General features: G+C 65.0%; 15 protein-coding genes. 3 read left to right on the top strand and 12 right to left on the bottom strand.

The window, feature by feature from the left end:
- Positions 1-8: 8 nt before the first annotated feature.
- The 9 genes from B2G71_RS15975 to B2G71_RS24760 all read right to left on the bottom strand — a co-directional run bounded on the left by B2G71_RS15975 (position 9) and on the right by B2G71_RS24760 (position 10,467).
- Complete coding sequence (locus B2G71_RS15975; protein WP_098107543.1) at positions 9-2,633, bottom strand: AAA family ATPase; 2,625 nt, start codon at positions 2,631-2,633, stop codon at positions 9-11.
- Between the two features lie 55 nt (positions 2,634-2,688).
- The gene (locus B2G71_RS15970) at positions 2,689-3,813 is read right to left on the bottom strand and encodes a hypothetical protein (protein WP_206049428.1); all 1,125 of its coding nucleotides are present in this window, start codon (positions 3,811-3,813) and stop codon (positions 2,689-2,691) included.
- On the bottom strand, positions 3,810-5,057 hold the full coding sequence (locus tag B2G71_RS15965; protein ID WP_098107541.1) for a HipA domain-containing protein: 1,248 nt from the start codon (positions 5,055-5,057) through the stop codon (positions 3,810-3,812). Before B2G71_RS15965 ends, B2G71_RS15970 begins: the two co-directional genes overlap by 4 nt.
- A complete protein-coding gene (locus tag B2G71_RS15960) occupies positions 5,050-5,385 on the bottom strand; it encodes a helix-turn-helix transcriptional regulator (RefSeq protein WP_098107539.1) in 336 nt (111 codons plus the stop codon). The genes B2G71_RS15965 and B2G71_RS15960 overlap by 8 nt, the downstream gene beginning before the upstream one ends.
- Before the next feature lie 74 nt (positions 5,386-5,459).
- Positions 5,460-6,215 carry a Qat anti-phage system TatD family nuclease QatD gene (gene qatD, locus B2G71_RS15955; protein ID WP_098107537.1) on the bottom strand — a complete coding sequence of 252 codons (756 nt, stop codon included), beginning with the start codon at positions 6,213-6,215 and terminating at the stop codon, positions 5,460-5,462.
- Positions 6,212-7,582 carry a Qat anti-phage system QueC-like protein QatC gene (gene qatC, locus B2G71_RS15950; RefSeq protein ID WP_098107535.1) on the bottom strand — a complete coding sequence of 457 codons (1,371 nt, stop codon included), beginning with the start codon at positions 7,580-7,582 and terminating at the stop codon, positions 6,212-6,214. Before qatC ends, qatD begins: the two co-directional genes overlap by 4 nt.
- Positions 7,579-8,487, bottom strand: a complete 909-nt coding sequence (gene qatB / locus B2G71_RS24830; RefSeq protein WP_168176382.1) for a Qat anti-phage system associated protein QatB — start codon at positions 8,485-8,487, stop codon at positions 7,579-7,581. Before qatB ends, qatC begins: the two co-directional genes overlap by 4 nt.
- Positions 8,487-9,728: a P-loop NTPase fold protein gene (locus B2G71_RS15940; protein ID WP_276306923.1), complete on the bottom strand. Its 1,242-nt coding sequence runs from the start codon at positions 9,726-9,728 to the stop codon at positions 8,487-8,489. Before B2G71_RS15940 ends, qatB begins: the two co-directional genes overlap by 1 nt.
- On the bottom strand, positions 9,646-10,467 hold the full coding sequence (locus B2G71_RS24760) for a P-loop NTPase fold protein (RefSeq protein WP_276306921.1): 822 nt from the start codon (positions 10,465-10,467) through the stop codon (positions 9,646-9,648). The genes B2G71_RS15940 and B2G71_RS24760 overlap by 83 nt, the downstream gene beginning before the upstream one ends.
- 298 nt (positions 10,468-10,765) lie before the next feature.
- Here B2G71_RS24760 and B2G71_RS15935 point away from each other — a divergent pair, with 298 nt between their 5' ends.
- Positions 10,766-11,671: a restriction endonuclease gene (locus B2G71_RS15935; RefSeq protein WP_240530187.1), complete on the top strand. Its 906-nt coding sequence runs from the start codon at positions 10,766-10,768 to the stop codon at positions 11,669-11,671.
- Positions 11,672-12,253: 582 nt separating this feature from the next.
- Here the strand turns inward: B2G71_RS15935 and B2G71_RS15930 are convergent.
- Positions 12,254-13,336 (bottom strand): PLP-dependent cysteine synthase family protein, encoded by a 1,083-nt coding sequence (locus tag B2G71_RS15930; protein WP_240530186.1) that lies wholly within the window; start codon positions 13,334-13,336, stop codon positions 12,254-12,256.
- A 90-nt stretch (positions 13,337-13,426) separates the two neighbouring features.
- Between B2G71_RS15930 and B2G71_RS15925 the strand changes: the two genes are divergently transcribed.
- Positions 13,427-14,833 carry an MATE family efflux transporter gene (locus B2G71_RS15925; RefSeq protein WP_098107531.1) on the top strand — a complete coding sequence of 469 codons (1,407 nt, stop codon included), beginning with the start codon at positions 13,427-13,429 and terminating at the stop codon, positions 14,831-14,833.
- 69 nt (positions 14,834-14,902) lie between these two features.
- Positions 14,903-15,241, top strand: a complete 339-nt coding sequence (locus B2G71_RS15920) for a DUF4286 family protein (RefSeq protein ID WP_141521589.1) — start codon at positions 14,903-14,905, stop codon at positions 15,239-15,241.
- Here the strand turns inward: B2G71_RS15920 and B2G71_RS15915 are convergent.
- Entirely contained in the window at positions 15,238-15,636 is a 399-nt protein-coding gene (locus B2G71_RS15915) for a hypothetical protein (RefSeq protein ID WP_098107527.1), read from the bottom strand. The genes B2G71_RS15920 and B2G71_RS15915 overlap by 4 nt on opposite strands.
- Positions 15,633-16,187: a DUF924 family protein gene (locus tag B2G71_RS15910; protein ID WP_098107526.1), complete on the bottom strand. Its 555-nt coding sequence runs from the start codon at positions 16,185-16,187 to the stop codon at positions 15,633-15,635. Before B2G71_RS15910 ends, B2G71_RS15915 begins: the two co-directional genes overlap by 4 nt.
- Positions 16,188-16,213 lie beyond the last annotated feature (26 nt).

The raw sequence follows: 16,213 nt of genomic DNA, 5'->3' as shown, positions 1-16,213 counted from the left end.
GGACGTCCTCATGCCGCTTTCTCCTGTCGGACTCGGATATCGGCGATCCACTTCTCAAGCGCTGCGATCTCCGCCTCGATGACACCCGGCGTGGGCAGACGCGGGTTGATCTCGCCGGGCTGGCTGTGAAGCAACGCCGAGCATCTGCCAAAGGCCTCACGCATGTCTGTGCAGTCACCGTCGGTGAAAACGGTGAGCTTGATGAGGCCCGTAGTGTCGACCTTGCGCGACAGTCTCCGGATCACTGGCCCGACCGCTTCCTCGACGGCGCGTTCCCATGTCTGGCGCAACTGATCTTGGAAGGAGGTCACCTCTCGCAGCCACTTGGCTTGATCGCCACGCTCATGATGGATTTTCACGTTGGAGAGATGCGCCTTCATCCCGTCGAGCACTTTGTCGAGCGGCATGACGGTGGCGGGCGGGTCCTGATGGCAGAAGCCGGAGTTGTCGCCGCCGCGGCTGATGAGGCGATAGGTGACGGGCGTCGCTTCGCGATCCTTAGTGGCGCGGCAGGCCTCGTCAAGCAGCAACAGGAAGGCCATGTCGTGGGTGAAGACTACCACCTGGCGCGCCTGGCCGACTTCGGCCAGGCGCGCGGCGACGCGGTCGCGATGCAGATGGTCGAGCGACGAAACAGGATCATCGAACACGATTGCCGACTGTGCGTCGATCGTGGAGAGTTCCGCCAGGAACGCGGCGAGGGCCACGCAGCGATGCTCCCCCTCGCTCAGCACCTTGCCGACAGGCTCGCTCGGCTTGTTGATAAGCCGAACCTGAAAGAAGGGGACGCCGGCGGTCGTCTTTGCCTGCTGGAGCTCAATGGCAAGCCCTGCGACGCCGAGCTTGTCCACCTCGACGGCGAAACGCCCGCGCAGCCGATTGGTGACGAGGGCCTGGGCGATCCGGGCGCTCTGGGTGGTGATCTTGTTGGTGGCCGTGTCCTTGCTCGCCTTTTCGAGAGCCTCGACAGCCTTGAGGCGCGTGATCTGGGCGAGCACATCGGCCAGTACGACGCCGAGCCATTTGCGATCGGCAAGCCCATCGCGTTCCGCGACAAGCGCAGTTCGCTGAGGTGAGTTTGCCTCCGACCTCAGGGCTTCCATACGGGTCGCCAAGTCGGAAAGGGCGGTTCGCAAGGGATCGACCGAAACCGCAATTGCCGGCGGCAGGGTCGGCAGGGTTTCGAGACGATGGGTGCGCAGGACGGCGCGCAGGCGCCAGGCGAGGATGAGAATCTCGCGACGAACCGATGTGGCGAGGGCTTCTTGTCCAAGATCGTCCCGGATCAGCGTGATGATGGCCGGGACTTCGGCCATCGCGATACCCTTCGACGCGGCATCCTCCAGCGCTTCGTCATAGGCCGTCTCGGCCTCTTCCTCCCGGCGCTTGCTCTCATCCTGGACGAAGGCCTCGAAGCTGCTCAGGCGTTTTGAGGCTTGTTCGCTGAGGGGCTGCTGGCAGAGAACGCAATGCGCGCCGGCGTCGGTAACGGGAAAGCCCTTCTCCGGATAGGCTGACGCGCGGGAATAGTCGCGGGCTGCCTCCCAGAGCGACTTCCACACGTCCGACCCGATGTCGGGCAGCGGTTCGTGGGCGAAGAGGTTCGCGGAAGCGGCAGCGGCTGCCCGCCGTGCAGTGCCGAGACGCGTATGGGTATCGTGCAGCGCGGTCCGGGTTTCCTCAGTCACGATGCCCGCTAGCCGCTCAAGATGCTCGATGACGGCCTTTAGGCGGGTCTCATGGCCCTGGAGCTGGCGCAGCGTGCGCGTCGGATCGCTGGCGAGATCTGTGACGAGGGTTTGAAGCCGGGTTTCCTCCTCGGCAGTGAGGCCCGCCAATTTCTCGACGGCTTCCGGCTTGGTCTTACCCGAGAGGGCAGCGACCAGCTTGCCGACCTCTGTCTCGGGCTTGCACTCGGGTTTGGAAAGAACGGCTGGCGTCTGCTCCTGCAGGGCCTTGATCTCGGCGGCCAGCTTGGCCTTCACGTCCTGACAAGCCTGTGCGAGTCCGGCGAGGATGCGGAGCGGTAGGGGCGTGTAGGCGAGATCGTTGGTGTTCTCGACATGGACATTTGCTGTGCGTGAATCGAATACGCTGACCGCGGAGAGCATCGCGTCGGTCGGAGAGCCTTGCGTCCAGGAGGCGTTGCGCTTCTGCCCGCCGATATAGAACTCGACATTGGCGGACGGCGTGCCGGAAGCGGCCGCGTAGATGTTCGGCAGGATCGCATCACCCTTGGGGGAGCGCGCACGGCAGAGCTGCTTCAGAACACGGGCATAGCCGGACTTGCCGGCACCGTTGTCGCCGTAGATGACCGTCAGCCCGGACTTTCCAAAGGACAGGCGTTCGCCCGCGGCGAGCGCGTTGACGTTCGATAGGCCATGGAGCGCGCCGAGACTGACGACGGCATGGCTGGCGGCGGGATCTCGAACGTGGGTCGCGTCGAGTGGCGAGCCTTGCTCGGCGGCCTTGCAGATGGCCACGAGTGACGTCAGGTCCGCCGGCTCCAGCGTCGCCTGGCCACACAATCGCCGTAGGGCGTCCCGTTGCCAAGCGGGGATGCCCGCCGACCATTTGAGGATGTCGGCAAGAGCCGCGGCTTCGTTGGAGAGATCTCCGTCCTGTGCGTCCATATTTCCGCCCCCGTTTCATCTGCCGATTCCGGCAATTGGTTTGTCCTGTCCTGGGTCAGGCTCCACCGATGATGTGTCGTCCTTCGCCGAGTGGCACGATCCAGCCGCCCGCGCGATCGGGCCGCGCGAAATCATCGGGACGCACCGACTGGGTGATCCGCGTGCGCACCGCCTGCGGGTCCGCATCGATGGCAGCTCGAATCAACTCGCGCTCAACGCCGACAAAGACCGGCCGCAGATTGAGGCGCGCAAGCGACTCCTGATCGCCGGGCGTGACGTCCGCGTCGATCACCGGACCGGCGCGGGTGACGATCCCGCCGACCAGCCCGCCCACGGCGGCTGTCTTGTCCAGTTCTCCTACCGGAGCTGCGTCGAGCGCAGCACGAGCGACATCCAGATCGCCTTGAAGCCTGCGCGCGAACGGTTGCTGGGTCAGCCGATAAAGCGCTCCCGCCAGTTCGGCATGGCCGAGCGGTCGGATCAGATTGGCGATGTGCAGGCGAAGCATGCCGACGAAGAGCGCGTCCTTTTCTTGCGGCTCGATGGGCTCGCCCTCGTCGAGCGGGTCCTTGACAGAGAGATGGGCGTCCGCCGGCCCGGCGACGGCCATGCCCCAGCGCGTAGCGATGGCGATGCGCTTGACCGTGACCTTGCGGCCCTGGGCGGTTACGTCGATGCGGCCGGCCTGCGCCCACGCCCGCGTCAGCGCCTTGGCCGGACCACCGGGATCGTGGCAGCCCTTCGCCTCGGCGACCGTCAGCGAGGACAGATCGGACGCACAGGCGATCCAATCGGGAAGGTCGCCGCGCGACAGCCGCTTGATCTTGACCTTCCGTCGGCGGTCCAGATCGATCGTCTGGCTGCCCAGATGCGCGAAGATCGAAAGGTTGAAGTAGCGCTCGAGATAGGCTCGGGCGACGAAGCGCCCAAAGAGGCCCGACAGGGCAACCTTCACTTCGCGCGCCTGACCGAGCGGTTCGCGGAAAATGAAGGGGGTGCCGACGCCGGTTGGCATCAGGAGCGCATCAAGAATAGACCATGCGCCATAGGCGGCGCCCGGTGTCTGAAGTACCTCGCGGATGCCGGCGTCCTCGATATCCGCGACGTTCAGGTCGACAGTGGCGGCGTTCACGGGGCTGGCCGACGGTGGATCGAAGCTGTGAAGGAAGGTTCTCGTCATAGGGCCAGCGCTCGCGTCAAATCCTCATGCTCGAAAGCGCTGGCCATGCGGGTGATTTCGGCCGACCGGGCGCCAACTGCCTTGGCGGTGTCGCGCCATGTCGCGGTCACGATCGCGACCTCTTTGATGATCGCGCGCGCCTGTGCCAGCGTGAGCGCGAAATACTCCGAAGCCTGTTCGAGCAGATCGAGCGAGCAGGTGCCCTCATCGAGGTCGATGTTCGTCGTCAGCACACGCGCCTTGAGATCGGTTGGAACCGGATTGAGGTCGTAGGCGGGTGAAAGCGACCATCCGGCCTTGCCGAGCCAGAGGAAGCCGTGGTTGCGCAGGTGATCGTCGACATTGGAGATCAGCACGTTGAAGACCACGCGCCGGTAGAGCGCGTGGGCGTCCGTCTTTCCCTGCGCGCCATGCTGGGCCAGGGCGTCGACGATCTCGGGGTAGCTGCCACGGTCGCCGTCCTTAGCACCCATCATCGCCATTGCGGACAGGAAGGGAACGCGGATCGCGCCATCGCGATCGAAGCGTCGAGACAGCATCACCGACTTGCCGGCGACTTCGACGAGTTCGTGTTGCGGGGTGGCGATACCGGCTTGGGCGGCCAGCCGCAGTGCGATCTCCTCCCAGGTTTCCATGCTGTAGTCGTCGGTCTCCTTCGGAAACTTGGCGATGGAGAGATGGCCGTGTTGATCGATGATCGACGTCTTCGGTCGCGCACCGCCGAGGGAGGAGCCGGGCGCGAAGATGAGTTGAAGGTCTTCGTCCGTTTCCTCGTCCCGGAAAATCCGCTCGGTGATCTGAAGCAGACGGCCAAGCTCGATCAGGGCCGGCACGCCGGCCCTGATCGGCGCCTGGAAGGTCTCGTCGCCGACCCAGCGAAACCGGAGCGCACCGAGCCGCGTCTCATCGGCGACGCCGAGCAGGTAGTCGCTTTCCGCGAGCGTGCGAACGGCGCGCCGCTCACGTTCGGCAAGACGACGCTCGGCGCGCTGCATGAGGCGCCGACCCCAGGTGTCCGGCGCTGAATCGCCGATCGAACCAAAGGTCGTGAGGCCGGCAGGAGGGGCGAAGGCGCCCCGGGTCAAGGCAAGGGCAGGCTCCAGCGAGAACCGCTCTGGGTCGTCGAGCCAAGCACCGTCATATTCGAAGAGGATGGTTTCCGCCCCGCGGACACGATTGCTCCTCGCGAGTCCAATCGGTCGCGTTCGCCCGTGCAGATCGATATGGACCTCGAAGTCAGCCATCGCGGGACGATCCGGTTGGCCGCTTGAGGTGGATGTGCTTGGGCAGTTCGGCGCTGGCCAGTGCCTGCCCGACACTGTCGTTGCCGATGTCGGCGACCTGGCTCAATCCGTCGAGCAGGCCCAGGGCTTGGAGGACACCGGCGTAAATGCCGATGCTGACGTTGGTGTCGCCGGCCTCGACCCTTTGCAAGGTTGATCGGGAGGTAAACGCACGTTCGGCCACGACCGCCATCGGCAGCCGTCGGCGCCGACGGGCATCGTGGATGTCCGCCCCGAGCTTGCGCAACGCCCGCCGCACGGCGGCAGGAGGGTTATGGGGAGTGGGCATTTGACACCTTCACACTACAGATCGGAGGAATATGTAGCACGAAGATTACAATTTTGCTAGCCCGAGGGGAGTGATCAGCCCACCAGGGATCGAAGGTTCGATCGTACCTTTTTCGCGATTGAATCCGGCGATAGGCTCAAAACCCCGGCGATCGCGGCGACCGTCGCTTTCACATCGATGGGCTCGCTGGGGCGGCCGTCGACCTGCGTGAAAGGACCATCAGTCTCGGTCAGGATTCGGTCGATCGGCAATTCGGCTACGAGGGCGCGGCCGCGATCCGCCCGGACCATTTCCGCATTGATGGAAAAATAGCATCCAAGCGCTGCTGCACGTTTGGCCTCACTGCGGCTGCCTGTGAACCAATGCAATACGACGCTTCCGCGGTCGCTCGGCAAATGTTCTTCGACCATATCGAGAACCTGCGTAGCGCTTCTTACGCTGTGGACGGTGAGAATTTTACCGCCTGCTTCCGCACAGCACTGAAGCACACGGCGGAACACATGCTTTTGGGTATCCAACGACTTGTAGAAGCGCGGTCCCGCGTCGAGCCCCACTTCGCCGACGTAGCGCGTTTCGGGCAAGTGACGCTCCCATAGCGGCAGCTCTGCCGCGCGCTCCGACATGAGCTGCGGATGCAGACCGAGCGCTGCTCGCACGAAGCGGGTGTGGCGTGTTAGCTCATGATTGCGCGCCCACGCCTTGGGCGTAGTGGTGACGGTCAATGTGTAGATCCGAGCGGCTTCTGCCTTTGCGATCGCAGCCTCATGATCGGGATAGAGGTCAAGATGGCAGTGGAAATCTACGCCGGCAGCTTGAGCGGTTTCGGTCATCCCGGGCGCGTCCTCACGCCCGTCAGTAACGCGCCGACCTCCTCAAGGCCGCGCCGGTAGACGCCGGCAAGAACTGCTTGCCGGGCCGGCGATTCATCGAAAAGCGGCCCTGGCTTGTGGATGAGGATCGGCGCCAGCGCCGGCCGTGCGCGGAGCCGCTCGATGGCGAGCTGGAAAGAGCGGATCTGAACGCCTTCCGATTGGCGTGTGTCGAGCGCCCGGGCGGTGAGATCGTCGACCGTATAGACGGTTGGATCAGGATCGGGGCGAAGGCCGGCAACGAGAGCTGCCCGTCGGATGAGACAGGGGAGGCAATAACCGCAATGCTGTGTGCCAAGTCCCTGCCAGCGTCCCTTCGTCGGGGCTGCGCAGGAAAGCGATGAGGGAACGAGGCGGCGCAACAGCGCGCCGTTGGCACACGCCGCCACCATCTCGCCCTTGGTTCGATCCCAGTAAGGGTTTTCGATCCGCCCATTCACGCCGAGCCCGCGGAGTGCGTCATTCCAGCGGGCGATGTAGAAAGGATGGGTTGTGCGAGTGCTCAGCGCGCCGAGGCGCAAGGGATCGAGCGGCACGTTGACGGCGATGAGACCGTTCTCGGGCACTTTGAGGGTGAACGCCGCCTCGAGTCCGCTTCCAGCGAAGATTCCGAGGGCGAAAAAGAGGAACGATCTTCCGCGCGTCGTGTTCTCGCCGCCTGAACCGCGAACGAAGCCGTCCGGGTATGCCATCCAGAGGCGCAAGCGATCGAAGGCGCGACCGCGATAGTGCGTCTTCAATGCGTCGAAGATGGTAGATTGTGCATCGCTGGTCGCACCTTCGCCGGCATGGCTGATCAGAAGCGGCGTTCGACCATTTTCAAGCGCGTCGATCGCGCCGATGAGGCTGTCGAGACCACCCGAGAAGAGAGCGAGGTCATCAAAGGGCGGACCGATAAGCCGAGCGGGCGCCGCCGACGCGACCCTTGCGAAGCGACGTGGTCGCGAACGGAATGCGAGCGACCACCGATCACCGGTCAGGAAATTCAGCATCCGAACGAAGATCGGTGCGACAGCGGTCCATCGATCCGGGTCGGCGACAGGAACGATCAGCCTGATTTCGCGGGTCCAGCCATCCTGGGATTCACTTCCCCGCGAGATGCGGGTGTCGGCAGCATGGACGTGGGCGGCCAGGATCAGGATGTCGACCCCAACTTCGGAAGGATGCACGCCCAGACGCGACAGATCGCTGATCGCACGGCCGATCCCGTGATCGAGTGTTCGCTCGCCGACGACCAGGTCGAGACGGGTTTCGACTTCTCCATCGCCAAGCGGAAGACGGCTGCGGTCGCCCGGGCCATATCGGCCTATGATAACGTGTCTCCTCATGCGCCTTCGGCCTCCGCGTCGCCCATGATCTGCAAGATTCCGAATGCTTGCTCGTAAATGCGCCCAACAAATTGGAGCACGCGGTCGGGCGTGAGGGCGGCAGCGGCGGCACGAGCGGTGGTGAGCGCATCGGCCACGCCGCGCCGGATGAAGTCGTTCAATTGTGCCTGTACGCGTGCAGCTTCGCGGCTATCCGACGGGAGGGTGATCGTCTTCGCTCCGATGTCATTACAGAGCCGTGCTTCGATCGCGTTGGTCGCATATAGCTCGAACACCGTCTGCATCTGGTCGGCGGTAAGCCCATCGAGGTCGGTAATGCCAGCGCCAGCGAGGTCAGTGATGGTCTCGATAAATGCTTCCCGTGCGATGCCTTCATCGATCGAACCGCCGTCTGGACATACATAGTCTGCCAAACCGAGAAAGATCTCTTCGATCGGCCGACCAGCGAGGGCGCCGAGGTTGAGCGCCCGAAGGGCTTCGGTCGCGCCGCGGGCAACGGCGTCCGACAGGAAGCCGAGCAGACGGCTGCCTGCGCCACGCGCCGATCCCATCCTTGCGGCGGCCGTGCGGGCGCCGCCTGAGGATGAGCCCACATAATGCGACACCGCTCGGCCGAGGCTTCTACGGTCGCTGCCACCCGAGCCAGCGAAACGCGAGAAGTTGTTGCGAGCCGCCGAAAAGCGTGTGGGATCGGCGACCGGCGGTATGGGTGGTCGCACCGGTGGCGCCGGCGGCGCAGCTGGTGGAGTTCCGTCCGCTGGCGGGCCGTCTGGCGGTGCGCCATCGGACGGCGGACCGTCTGGAGCCCCGTCCGGCGACGCAGGCGGTGCCCCGTCATCGCCAAGCCAGCTCGGAAGAAGGGGCGTCCCGCCGCTTTGGCCACCGAATGCACTGGACGTGCCCATCAGCGCGCTCCCTGGCGGGTGCGAAGAACGCCCGAAGCTGCCGCCTTGAGCATTGGGCCGCCTTCCTTGCCCCAAGTTTGAAGGAGGCGGTCGAAGCGCTGTGGCGCATCGCCGTCCTTGAGAACACCCTCCCAGCCGCTGCAGACCCATGGCCCGAGACGATCTCGTGGGAGCGCGTCGAGGAAGTGTACGAGGCTGCCCTGCAGGGTTGGATGAGCCTTCACGAGAACCGCCAATCCTGCAGCGCCCGGCGGTTCGGTGTCGAAGCTGTCGCCACCGACGATCCGGCCGCGTACGGCTTCGAAGATTTGCGCCGCTTCCGGCGGAGCCAGACGCTTGAGATCGGCTTCTAGCCCCTGTACCGCAAACTTGCCGCCGAAGAGCTGTTCGACTACCGCCGCCAAGTGTCCAAGCACGGAGGCGGCGCCGAAATAGTCCTTCCGGTCTTTGGCGACGAAGAGGTAGGGGCGGAGATCCTCTCCGCCGATCGCAGTTGGCACCGCCGCCCAGGCCTTGATCGCGGGGGACGACAACCACTCGCTCAACAGCGCGCTATCAGTTGATTTCACGGCTTCCAGTTTGGGCGCTGGCTTGACGGCATCGTCGCCCTTCGCAGAGGACTTCTCCGGTTTGGCGGCGCTTTTCGTGTCCGCTTTGGCAGTCGCAGCGGCTTCGAGCGCCGACAAGTCCGGGCATTTTCCATCCGCTGCTGCTGCGGCAGCCGCAGCGATTTGATCGAAGAGGCGTGGGAAGAACCGCTCCGCAAGCATGAGTTTTGCAAGCACCGGCAGTTTGACGTCGTCCCCAAATCCCCGTGCTTCAGCGGTTCGCTGCCGAAGGACAAGCGTGTTGAGGAAGCGCTTGATCTGACGCGGGTTACCCTTCGTGCCGCTCGCTAGGATCGGCCCGATCTGATCGCTTAGCGCCAAAGCATTGTTGGCGCGCGAAGCCTTGTCGCCGAGTGCAGTTCTCACGGCGGCCGCATCGAGCGCTCCCGTGGTCCATGGACGCTTCAGCCGTTCACGAGCGACTTTGATCAAGGCATTGAACGCCGGGTCGTTCTCGCCGAGTTCGGCGCCGACAAGAAGAAGCGTTACATAGATGCGCGTTTCCGTATCGCCCAACGCCGGAATGCGGAAGGGCACCTGGATGAGCTTCTCAAGGTAATTCCGCGCGTATGTCTGCGGGCCGGTGGTGTCCGGCAGGTCTGGGAAATGCTTTCGCACCGCATATTCGATCATCGCTTCGTCGGCGGCGACGACGAAGGCGGTGCGCGACGTGAAAGACGAAGAGGCGCACAGCCTCCAACGTCTCGATCGCGGTATCCGGGAGGCAGCGATCCAGGTCATCGATCAGGACAACGAGCTGCTCGACGCCTGCTTTGTCGAGGAGATCGTCGAAAGCCTTCCGGAACGCGTCGATCTCCTCGGGGACATTGGTCGAGTCGCCTTCACCCTTCGGCTTCAGCAGGCCCTTCACCCCTTCGACGGCGGCTTCGAGATTATCCTTGGTAGCGAGTTTCGCCGGATCGGCGAGGAAACCTTCCAGCGTTCCCACGATGGCCTGGATCTGATCGGGCGTTGGAATTCCTGTGAAGGCGGTGAAGGCGAGCCCGCCGGCTTTCTTCGCGACCTTGAGCCAGTCGATCCGTCGAAAGACATCCTTGACCGCTTCACCGGCCTTGGTGAGAGCGGGGCGCTTTTCGATGAGGCCGGTGACGATGCCCTCGATGAGGGCGATTTTGGCGTCTTCAAATCCCTGGAAGCGCCAACCGTTGAACTTCAAGCAGAGGACCTTGGCCTCGCCATCGAAGCCGGACTCGATCATTTCCAGCACGCTGGATTTGCCGGCGCCCCAATCGCCATGCACACCAACGGTCACTGGCTGATCGGGTCGGTCGCGCAGAAGTTTGATGATGGTTGTTGCGATCGCCTCGTTGTTGAGAAGGTCGATCTTGGTCTCGTTGTCCGTCAGGATCACAAATTGCCCCCCCCACCGCTGTAGCAGCCGGAGGAGCCCATCCTGACGGCCGCCGCCCGCAACGGCAGCTCACCTGCCTTCTTCGTGCTACGGATATTGGCGATTGTGTAGCACGAAGCATACAATCTTGCTAGATTGAGAGTCGTCACGTGAATTTCGTGATAAACTTGGGGGCACGGCATTCGTCCGATCTCAGCGCAATGGGGTGTTGGCAGCCCGCGGCCGGATGCGTTGGGGGCGCTCACCATTCCTGGATGAACTTGAAGCGCGAATGGAGGAGGCCGAAGGCGAGTAGTCTATGATGTCATTTCGAGAAGCTCAGGCGGTCGAAGACCTGGCAGACCTCCTCTACGATTTCCTTCCCGGGAGCGGAAACAACAGGACCGCATTTCCACTTGCCGCCGCACAGGCCGGCGTCGGCGACCTATGGGTCCCGGGCAGCAAGCGACCTGCCGTTGTTCAACTCCTGACCGCGACGCTGGAGCAGCGCAGGTCGTGCTTTACGAAATTGATCGTGGCGATCGTTCGCCAAGCGATGACCTACCGACGGGGGAAGGGCAATCCCCTCAGTCGTGAAGAGATTGATCGGCTCAACAGCCTTCTTCCCGGCGTGCAATTCAAGATCCCTGAACTGCTCGATCCGAGCTTCCTAAGCAGCTTCGGCTCGCCGAAGGCGGCAGAGCCTGCGTCGCAAGCGTCCGCAACGCTGGGTGGGGAGAAGGCGCAGGAGCTCGCCGCGCTCCTCATCGAAATAACCAAGCTCGATCCCCAGGCGCGTGGTCTGCGTTTCGAGGGCTTTCTCAACGAGTTATTCGCCGGCTTCGCGCTGGCGCCGCGCGGCTCTTTTCGGCTCGTCGGCGAGCAGATCGACGGCAGCTTCAAGCTGCACGGTCAGACCTACCTGGTTGAAGCAAAATGGCATGGGCCTCAGATCGGCTTTGCCGACCTGATGACCTTTTCGGGCAAGGTCAGTGGGAAGGCGTCCTGGTCGCGCGGCCTGTTCGTCAGCAATTCCGGCTTCACGGCCGAGGGGCTGGAGGCGTTCTCGCGTGGACGCCAGACCAACCTCATATGCGCTGACGGGCTCGACCTCTATGAGGTGCTCTCGCGCAAGGTTTCACTCATCACGGTTCTGGAAGCCAAGGAGCGCCGTGCGGCCGAGACGAATCGGGCGTTCGTCGCTGTGCGGGATCTGAATCTTTAGGGGTGATTGAGCCGCGATGACGGTATAACCAACGACAAGCCGTCGCTCGCACTTCGTAGTGTAGCGTACAGACGGCGGAGCGGGTCTGACGGTCGTTCGGTGACGCTTCTTGACCGTGTCCGGCGATAGATGGTGGAAGGTGCGTTTCGCGAGGACGGCCGAAAAAGCCAATGATTTCAGCAGCGCGAGTTTTTGACGGGTTGGCTGACGGTATAGCGAGCCACGAAAAATATTTTGACGTGTAATTTCAAGGTGTTATGAGGGTAGGAAATAATCGAGTGGGAGTGAGGAACTAGCCCGTCGAGGCGAGGGCGATCCGGCGCGCGGGAACGACGGCTATTGGGCTATTTTTGTCGGAAGCAGTCTTACCGGACACGACGACGTTGCGGTCGCATTCGTCTCCGGACCCCGCTCAGCCTGAGCCTGTCGAAGGCCTCAGCGCGGAGCCTTCGATAAGCTCAGCCTGAGCGGCGGGAGGTGTTTGCCCCTGTCCGCTCCCGCGAATTTCGCGGCATTGGTGCCTTGCAAGTGCTCTGCCGCGAGCGATACTCCGGATCCTGTCGCGAGCCGGGCCTGGCCGAGCTATGCGAGGAACCTTGCGATGCCGGCGGCGCTATCCTCCCACGCCAGCCCCTTCGCCGCGAGCCAGGCATCGTCGTAATACGTGGCGGCGTAGCGATCGCCGCCGTCGCACAACAGGGTGACGATCGAGCCGCTCTCGCCCGCTGCCGCCATCTCGCGCGCGATCCGCGCGCAGGCGACGAGGTTGGTGCCGGTCGAGCCGCCGACTCGGCGGCCCAGGTGTTCCGAGAGCGCGCGCATCGCGCCAAGGCTTGCCGCGTCTTCCACCGCGATCATCCGGTCGATCACGCCCGCGACGAAGCTCGGCTCGACGCGCGGGCGGCCGATGCCTTCGATCAGCGCGGCGCAGCCTTCGGGCAGGCCCGTCACCGCCGGGTCGGCGAAATGGCGATGGAACACCGAGTTCACCGGGTCGGCGACGCACAGCCGCGTGGCAAAGCCGCGGTAGCGGATGAAGCGGCCGATCGTGGCTGAGGTGCCGCCGGTGCCCGCGCCGCACACGATCCATGACGGCACCGGATGCGCCTCGCGCTCCATCTGCAGGTAGATCGATTCGGCGATGTTGTTGTTGCCGCGCCAGTCGGTCGCGAGATGCGCGTTGGTGAACTGGTCGAGGTAGTGCCCGCCGCACTCGTGCGCGAGGCGCGCGGCGACATCGTAGACCGTGCGCGGGTCCTCGACCTTGTGGATCTCGCCGCCCTGGAACCGGATCAGGTCGAGCTTGGCCTCGGCGGTCGTCGCGGGCACCACCGCGATGTAGCGCAGCCCCAGCATCCGCGCGAAATAGGCCTCCGACGCCGCGGTCGAGCCCGAGGACGCCTCGACCACGCAGCTTTCGGGTCCGATCCGCTCGTTAACCAGTGCGTAGAGGAACAGCGAGCGCGCCAGCCGGTGCTTGAGGCTGCCGGTCGGGTGCGAGCTTTCATCCTTGAGATAGAGGTCGATCCCCGGCAGCGAGGGCAGCGGGACGTGGATCAGGTGCGTATCGGCCGAGCGGTTGGCGTCGGCGGCGATGCGGCGCACCGCTTCGTCGAGCCAGGCGCGCGAGGGACGCGGAACGGCGGGTGTCTGAGTCATCGCCATGGCTTGGCCTTGGCCGCGCCGCTTGCCAAGCCCCGGCAAGCGCGGAACATCGCGCAGGAGGAGGCGTTTTGTCTGGGGAAAGCCCGACCCATGTCCGACAGCCATCATGACCAGGAACCGACTGCGCGGTTCGCCAGCGGTTCGATTCCGCGTCACCTCTTCGCCCAGACCCTGCCGATGATGGTGGGCGTCGCCGCGATCATGTCGGTTGGCCTCGCCGATGCCTATTTCATCGGCCGCCTCGGGGCGGCGGAACTGGCGGCGGTGAGCTTCATCTTTCCTGTCACGATGGCGCTTTCGAGCCTCGGCGTCGGCGTCATCGCCGGGATCAGCTCGGTGGTCAGCCGTGCGCTGGGCGCCGAGGAGGGCGATCGGGCCCGGCACGTCACGACGCTCGGCGTCACGGGGGCCGGCGCGGTCGGTCTCGTCGTCGGTCTGGCGCTGTTCCTGCTGCGCGGGCCGCTGTTCCGGCTGATGGAGGCCGATGCCGAGCTTCAGCCGCTGATCGCGCGCTACATGACGCCGTTTGCCTTCGCCTTTCCGCTGCTGCTGTTTCTGATGGGGATCAGCGGCGCATTGCGCGGACAGGGCGCGGCGCGGCGCGCGGCGGCGATCCTGCTGACCTACGCGGGGGTCAACGTCGCGCTCAACCCGGTCCTCGTGCTCGGCGCCTTCGGCTGGGAAGGATTCGGCATCGCGGGGGCCGCCTATGCCACGATCTGCGGCTGGCTGTGCGGCGGCGCGCTCGCGGTCTATCTCCTGCAGGGCAGCGATCTGCCCTTCCATCCCCGTGATCTGGGCACCTTCCGCTGGAAGCCCGAACTCAAGGCGCTGAGCCGCGTTGCCGGGCCCGCCGCCTTTTCCAACGCGATCAACCCGATCGGGCTCTCGGTGCTGACCGGGCTGGTCGCGACGCAGGGCCAGGCGGCGGTCGCCGGCTTCGGCGCGGGCGGACGGGTCGAGACTTTCGCTGTGGTGCCGCTGCTTGGCCTGTCGAGCTCGATCGGCGCCATCGTCGGCCAGAACTGGGGTGCGAAGCAGTATGGCCGGGTGCGCGAGGCGATGCTGTGGTCGTGCGGGTTCTGCCTCGGCTACGGATTGCTCGCCGCGCTGGTGCTGTTCATGCTGCGCGACGCGCTGGGCGCCTTCTTCGCCGACGAGGACGCGATCAAGCGGGCGCTCGCCGAATACCTCGCGATCGCGGTCTGGGGCTATGCCGGTTACGGCGTTCAGATCGTCGTCAACGGGGCGCTCAACGCGGTGGACCGAGCGGGCACGGCATTACTGCAATCGCTGGGACGCGTCGCGCTGGTGATGATCCCGGTCGCGTGGATCCTGCGCGGAAGCTGGGGCGAGCGCGGGGTCTTCACGGGGGAACTGGCGGCCAATCTCGTCGGCGGGCTGGTCGCGGCGGGTTTCGCCTGGCGGATTTTCTGGAGCGGACGCGACGCCCGCTCGGGGTCAAGCGCGCCTGCGCCCGCAAGCAATCCGGCCTAGTGGCATCGGCTGCGACGGCTGGCATGATCGGCGCCAGCCCGTCAGGGAGCGGGCGGGGGAGACATGCCGATGCCGCGCTTCAAGATGCTGGTCTTTTCGGAACCTTTCGAAGGCCGCGAAGAGGACTTCAACACCTGGTACACCGGGCGCCACCTCGACGACATCTGCGCCCTGCCGGGCTTTTCGGGCGCGCAGCGTTTCAAGCTGCACTCGGTCTCGATGGGCAAGACGCTCAACAAGTATCTCGCGATCTACGACCTCGAGCATGACGACCCCGACTGGGTGGTCGAGAACATGTTCGCGCATCGCGATACCGCAGCGATGCCGATCGATCCGGCCTTCAACCTCGATGCGACGACGGTGATGGTCTACGAGGAACTGACCCCGCCCGTGACGGCGAAGTCCTAGCGGCGAAACGGCCAGTCGATGACGCGGGTCGCCCACAGCGGCGCCCAGATCAGCACCGGCTGGAACGCGAGGCGGGGCAGGTGGTAGACGAGCCCGAGCCCGCCGTCGGGCTTCGCCAGGTCGATCAGCATGTGCTGCAGGTTCGCCGGCCAGACGCACAGCGCATAAGCGGCAAGACCCCAGCCCGCTGCCCGCCGCAGCGGGTCGGAGAAAGCTTGCAGCATCCCCGCCGCGCCGGCGATCTCGGCAAGCCCGGTCAGCGAGACCACCAGCGCGGGCGCGGGCACCCAGGGCGGCACGATCGAGACGAACGGTCCGGGCAGGGCGAGATGCAGCAGCCCCGCGATCGCGTAGACGAGCACAAGGCCGACGCGCGTGATCGCGCGGGGCTTCACGAGGCGGCACCCTCGGCCACCGCGCGCTCCTCCGCCGGGCTCGATGGACGCCCGAGAACCTCGTTGCGGTGCGGAAAGCGCCCGAAGCGCGCGATCATGGCGTGGTGGTCGGCGGCGAAGCGGTAGAGGAACGCGTTGTCGAGATCGCGGAAGAGCCGCAGGCACAGGCACTGGTCGGCGATCTGCTCGCTGTGCATCATCGGCATGTAGATGAAGTGCCGGGCCGATCGGTCGAGGCCGCGATCCCAGTCGCGCGCGAGCACCAGCCTGACGATCTCGCGCGCGAGCGGATCGAAGGCGTAAGCCCTCGGATCGTCGCGATAGAGATTGCGCGGCACCTGGTCGAACAGGAGGATCGCGGCGCGCGCGGTACGCACGCCATCGAGGAAGCTTTCCGCCGGCGCGGTGCCGAGCGCGGTGAGCCAGCGGCCGAAGCGCGCGCGCAAGGCGGCGTCGACCGTTTCGTCGCGGGAGAACCACTGCGCGGGTGCAAGCTCGCGGAACCAGAAGCGGAGCAGGGCCTCGGCCCAGGGGCGGCGTGACGCGGCCATGATCAGCGGCCCAGCGGCGTATGTGT

The organism is Novosphingobium sp. PC22D (assembly GCF_002556635.1).
Taxonomy (GTDB): Bacteria; Pseudomonadota; Alphaproteobacteria; order Sphingomonadales; family Sphingomonadaceae; genus Novosphingobium.
The sequence above is the reverse complement of the archived record's forward strand: the minus strand, read 5'-3'. Positions and strand labels throughout refer to the sequence as shown.

What these genes read in the sequence shown, in the direction of transcription:
- qatB (WP_168176382.1), bottom strand. Translation starts at nt 8,487, where the DNA reads ATGGGCACGTCCAGTGCATTCGGTGGCCAAAGCGGCGGGACGCCCCTT.
- B2G71_RS15970 (WP_206049428.1), bottom strand. Translation starts at nt 3,813, where the DNA reads ATGACGAGAACCTTCCTTCACAGCTTCGATCCACCGTCGGCCAGCCCC.
- B2G71_RS15935 (WP_240530187.1), top strand. Translation starts at nt 10,766, where the DNA reads ATGATGTCATTTCGAGAAGCTCAGGCGGTCGAAGACCTGGCAGACCTC.
- qatD (WP_098107537.1), bottom strand. Translation starts at nt 6,215, where the DNA reads ATGACCGAAACCGCTCAAGCTGCCGGCGTAGATTTCCACTGCCATCTT.
- B2G71_RS15975 (WP_098107543.1), bottom strand. Translation starts at nt 2,633, where the DNA reads ATGGACGCACAGGACGGAGATCTCTCCAACGAAGCCGCGGCTCTTGCC.
- B2G71_RS15960 (WP_098107539.1), bottom strand. Translation starts at nt 5,385, where the DNA reads ATGCCCACTCCCCATAACCCTCCTGCCGCCGTGCGGCGGGCGTTGCGC.
- B2G71_RS15925 (WP_098107531.1), top strand. Translation starts at nt 13,427, where the DNA reads ATGTCCGACAGCCATCATGACCAGGAACCGACTGCGCGGTTCGCCAGC.
- B2G71_RS15910 (WP_098107526.1), bottom strand. Translation starts at nt 16,187, where the DNA reads ATGGCCGCGTCACGCCGCCCCTGGGCCGAGGCCCTGCTCCGCTTCTGG.
- qatC (WP_098107535.1), bottom strand. Translation starts at nt 7,582, where the DNA reads ATGAGGAGACACGTTATCATAGGCCGATATGGCCCGGGCGACCGCAGC.
- B2G71_RS15940 (WP_276306923.1), bottom strand. Translation starts at nt 9,728, where the DNA reads ATGATCGAATATGCGGTGCGAAAGCATTTCCCAGACCTGCCGGACACC.
- B2G71_RS15920 (WP_141521589.1), top strand. Translation starts at nt 14,903, where the DNA reads ATGCCGCGCTTCAAGATGCTGGTCTTTTCGGAACCTTTCGAAGGCCGC.
- B2G71_RS15965 (WP_098107541.1), bottom strand. Translation starts at nt 5,057, where the DNA reads ATGGCTGACTTCGAGGTCCATATCGATCTGCACGGGCGAACGCGACCG.
- B2G71_RS15930 (WP_240530186.1), bottom strand. Translation starts at nt 13,336, where the DNA reads ATGGCGATGACTCAGACACCCGCCGTTCCGCGTCCCTCGCGCGCCTGG.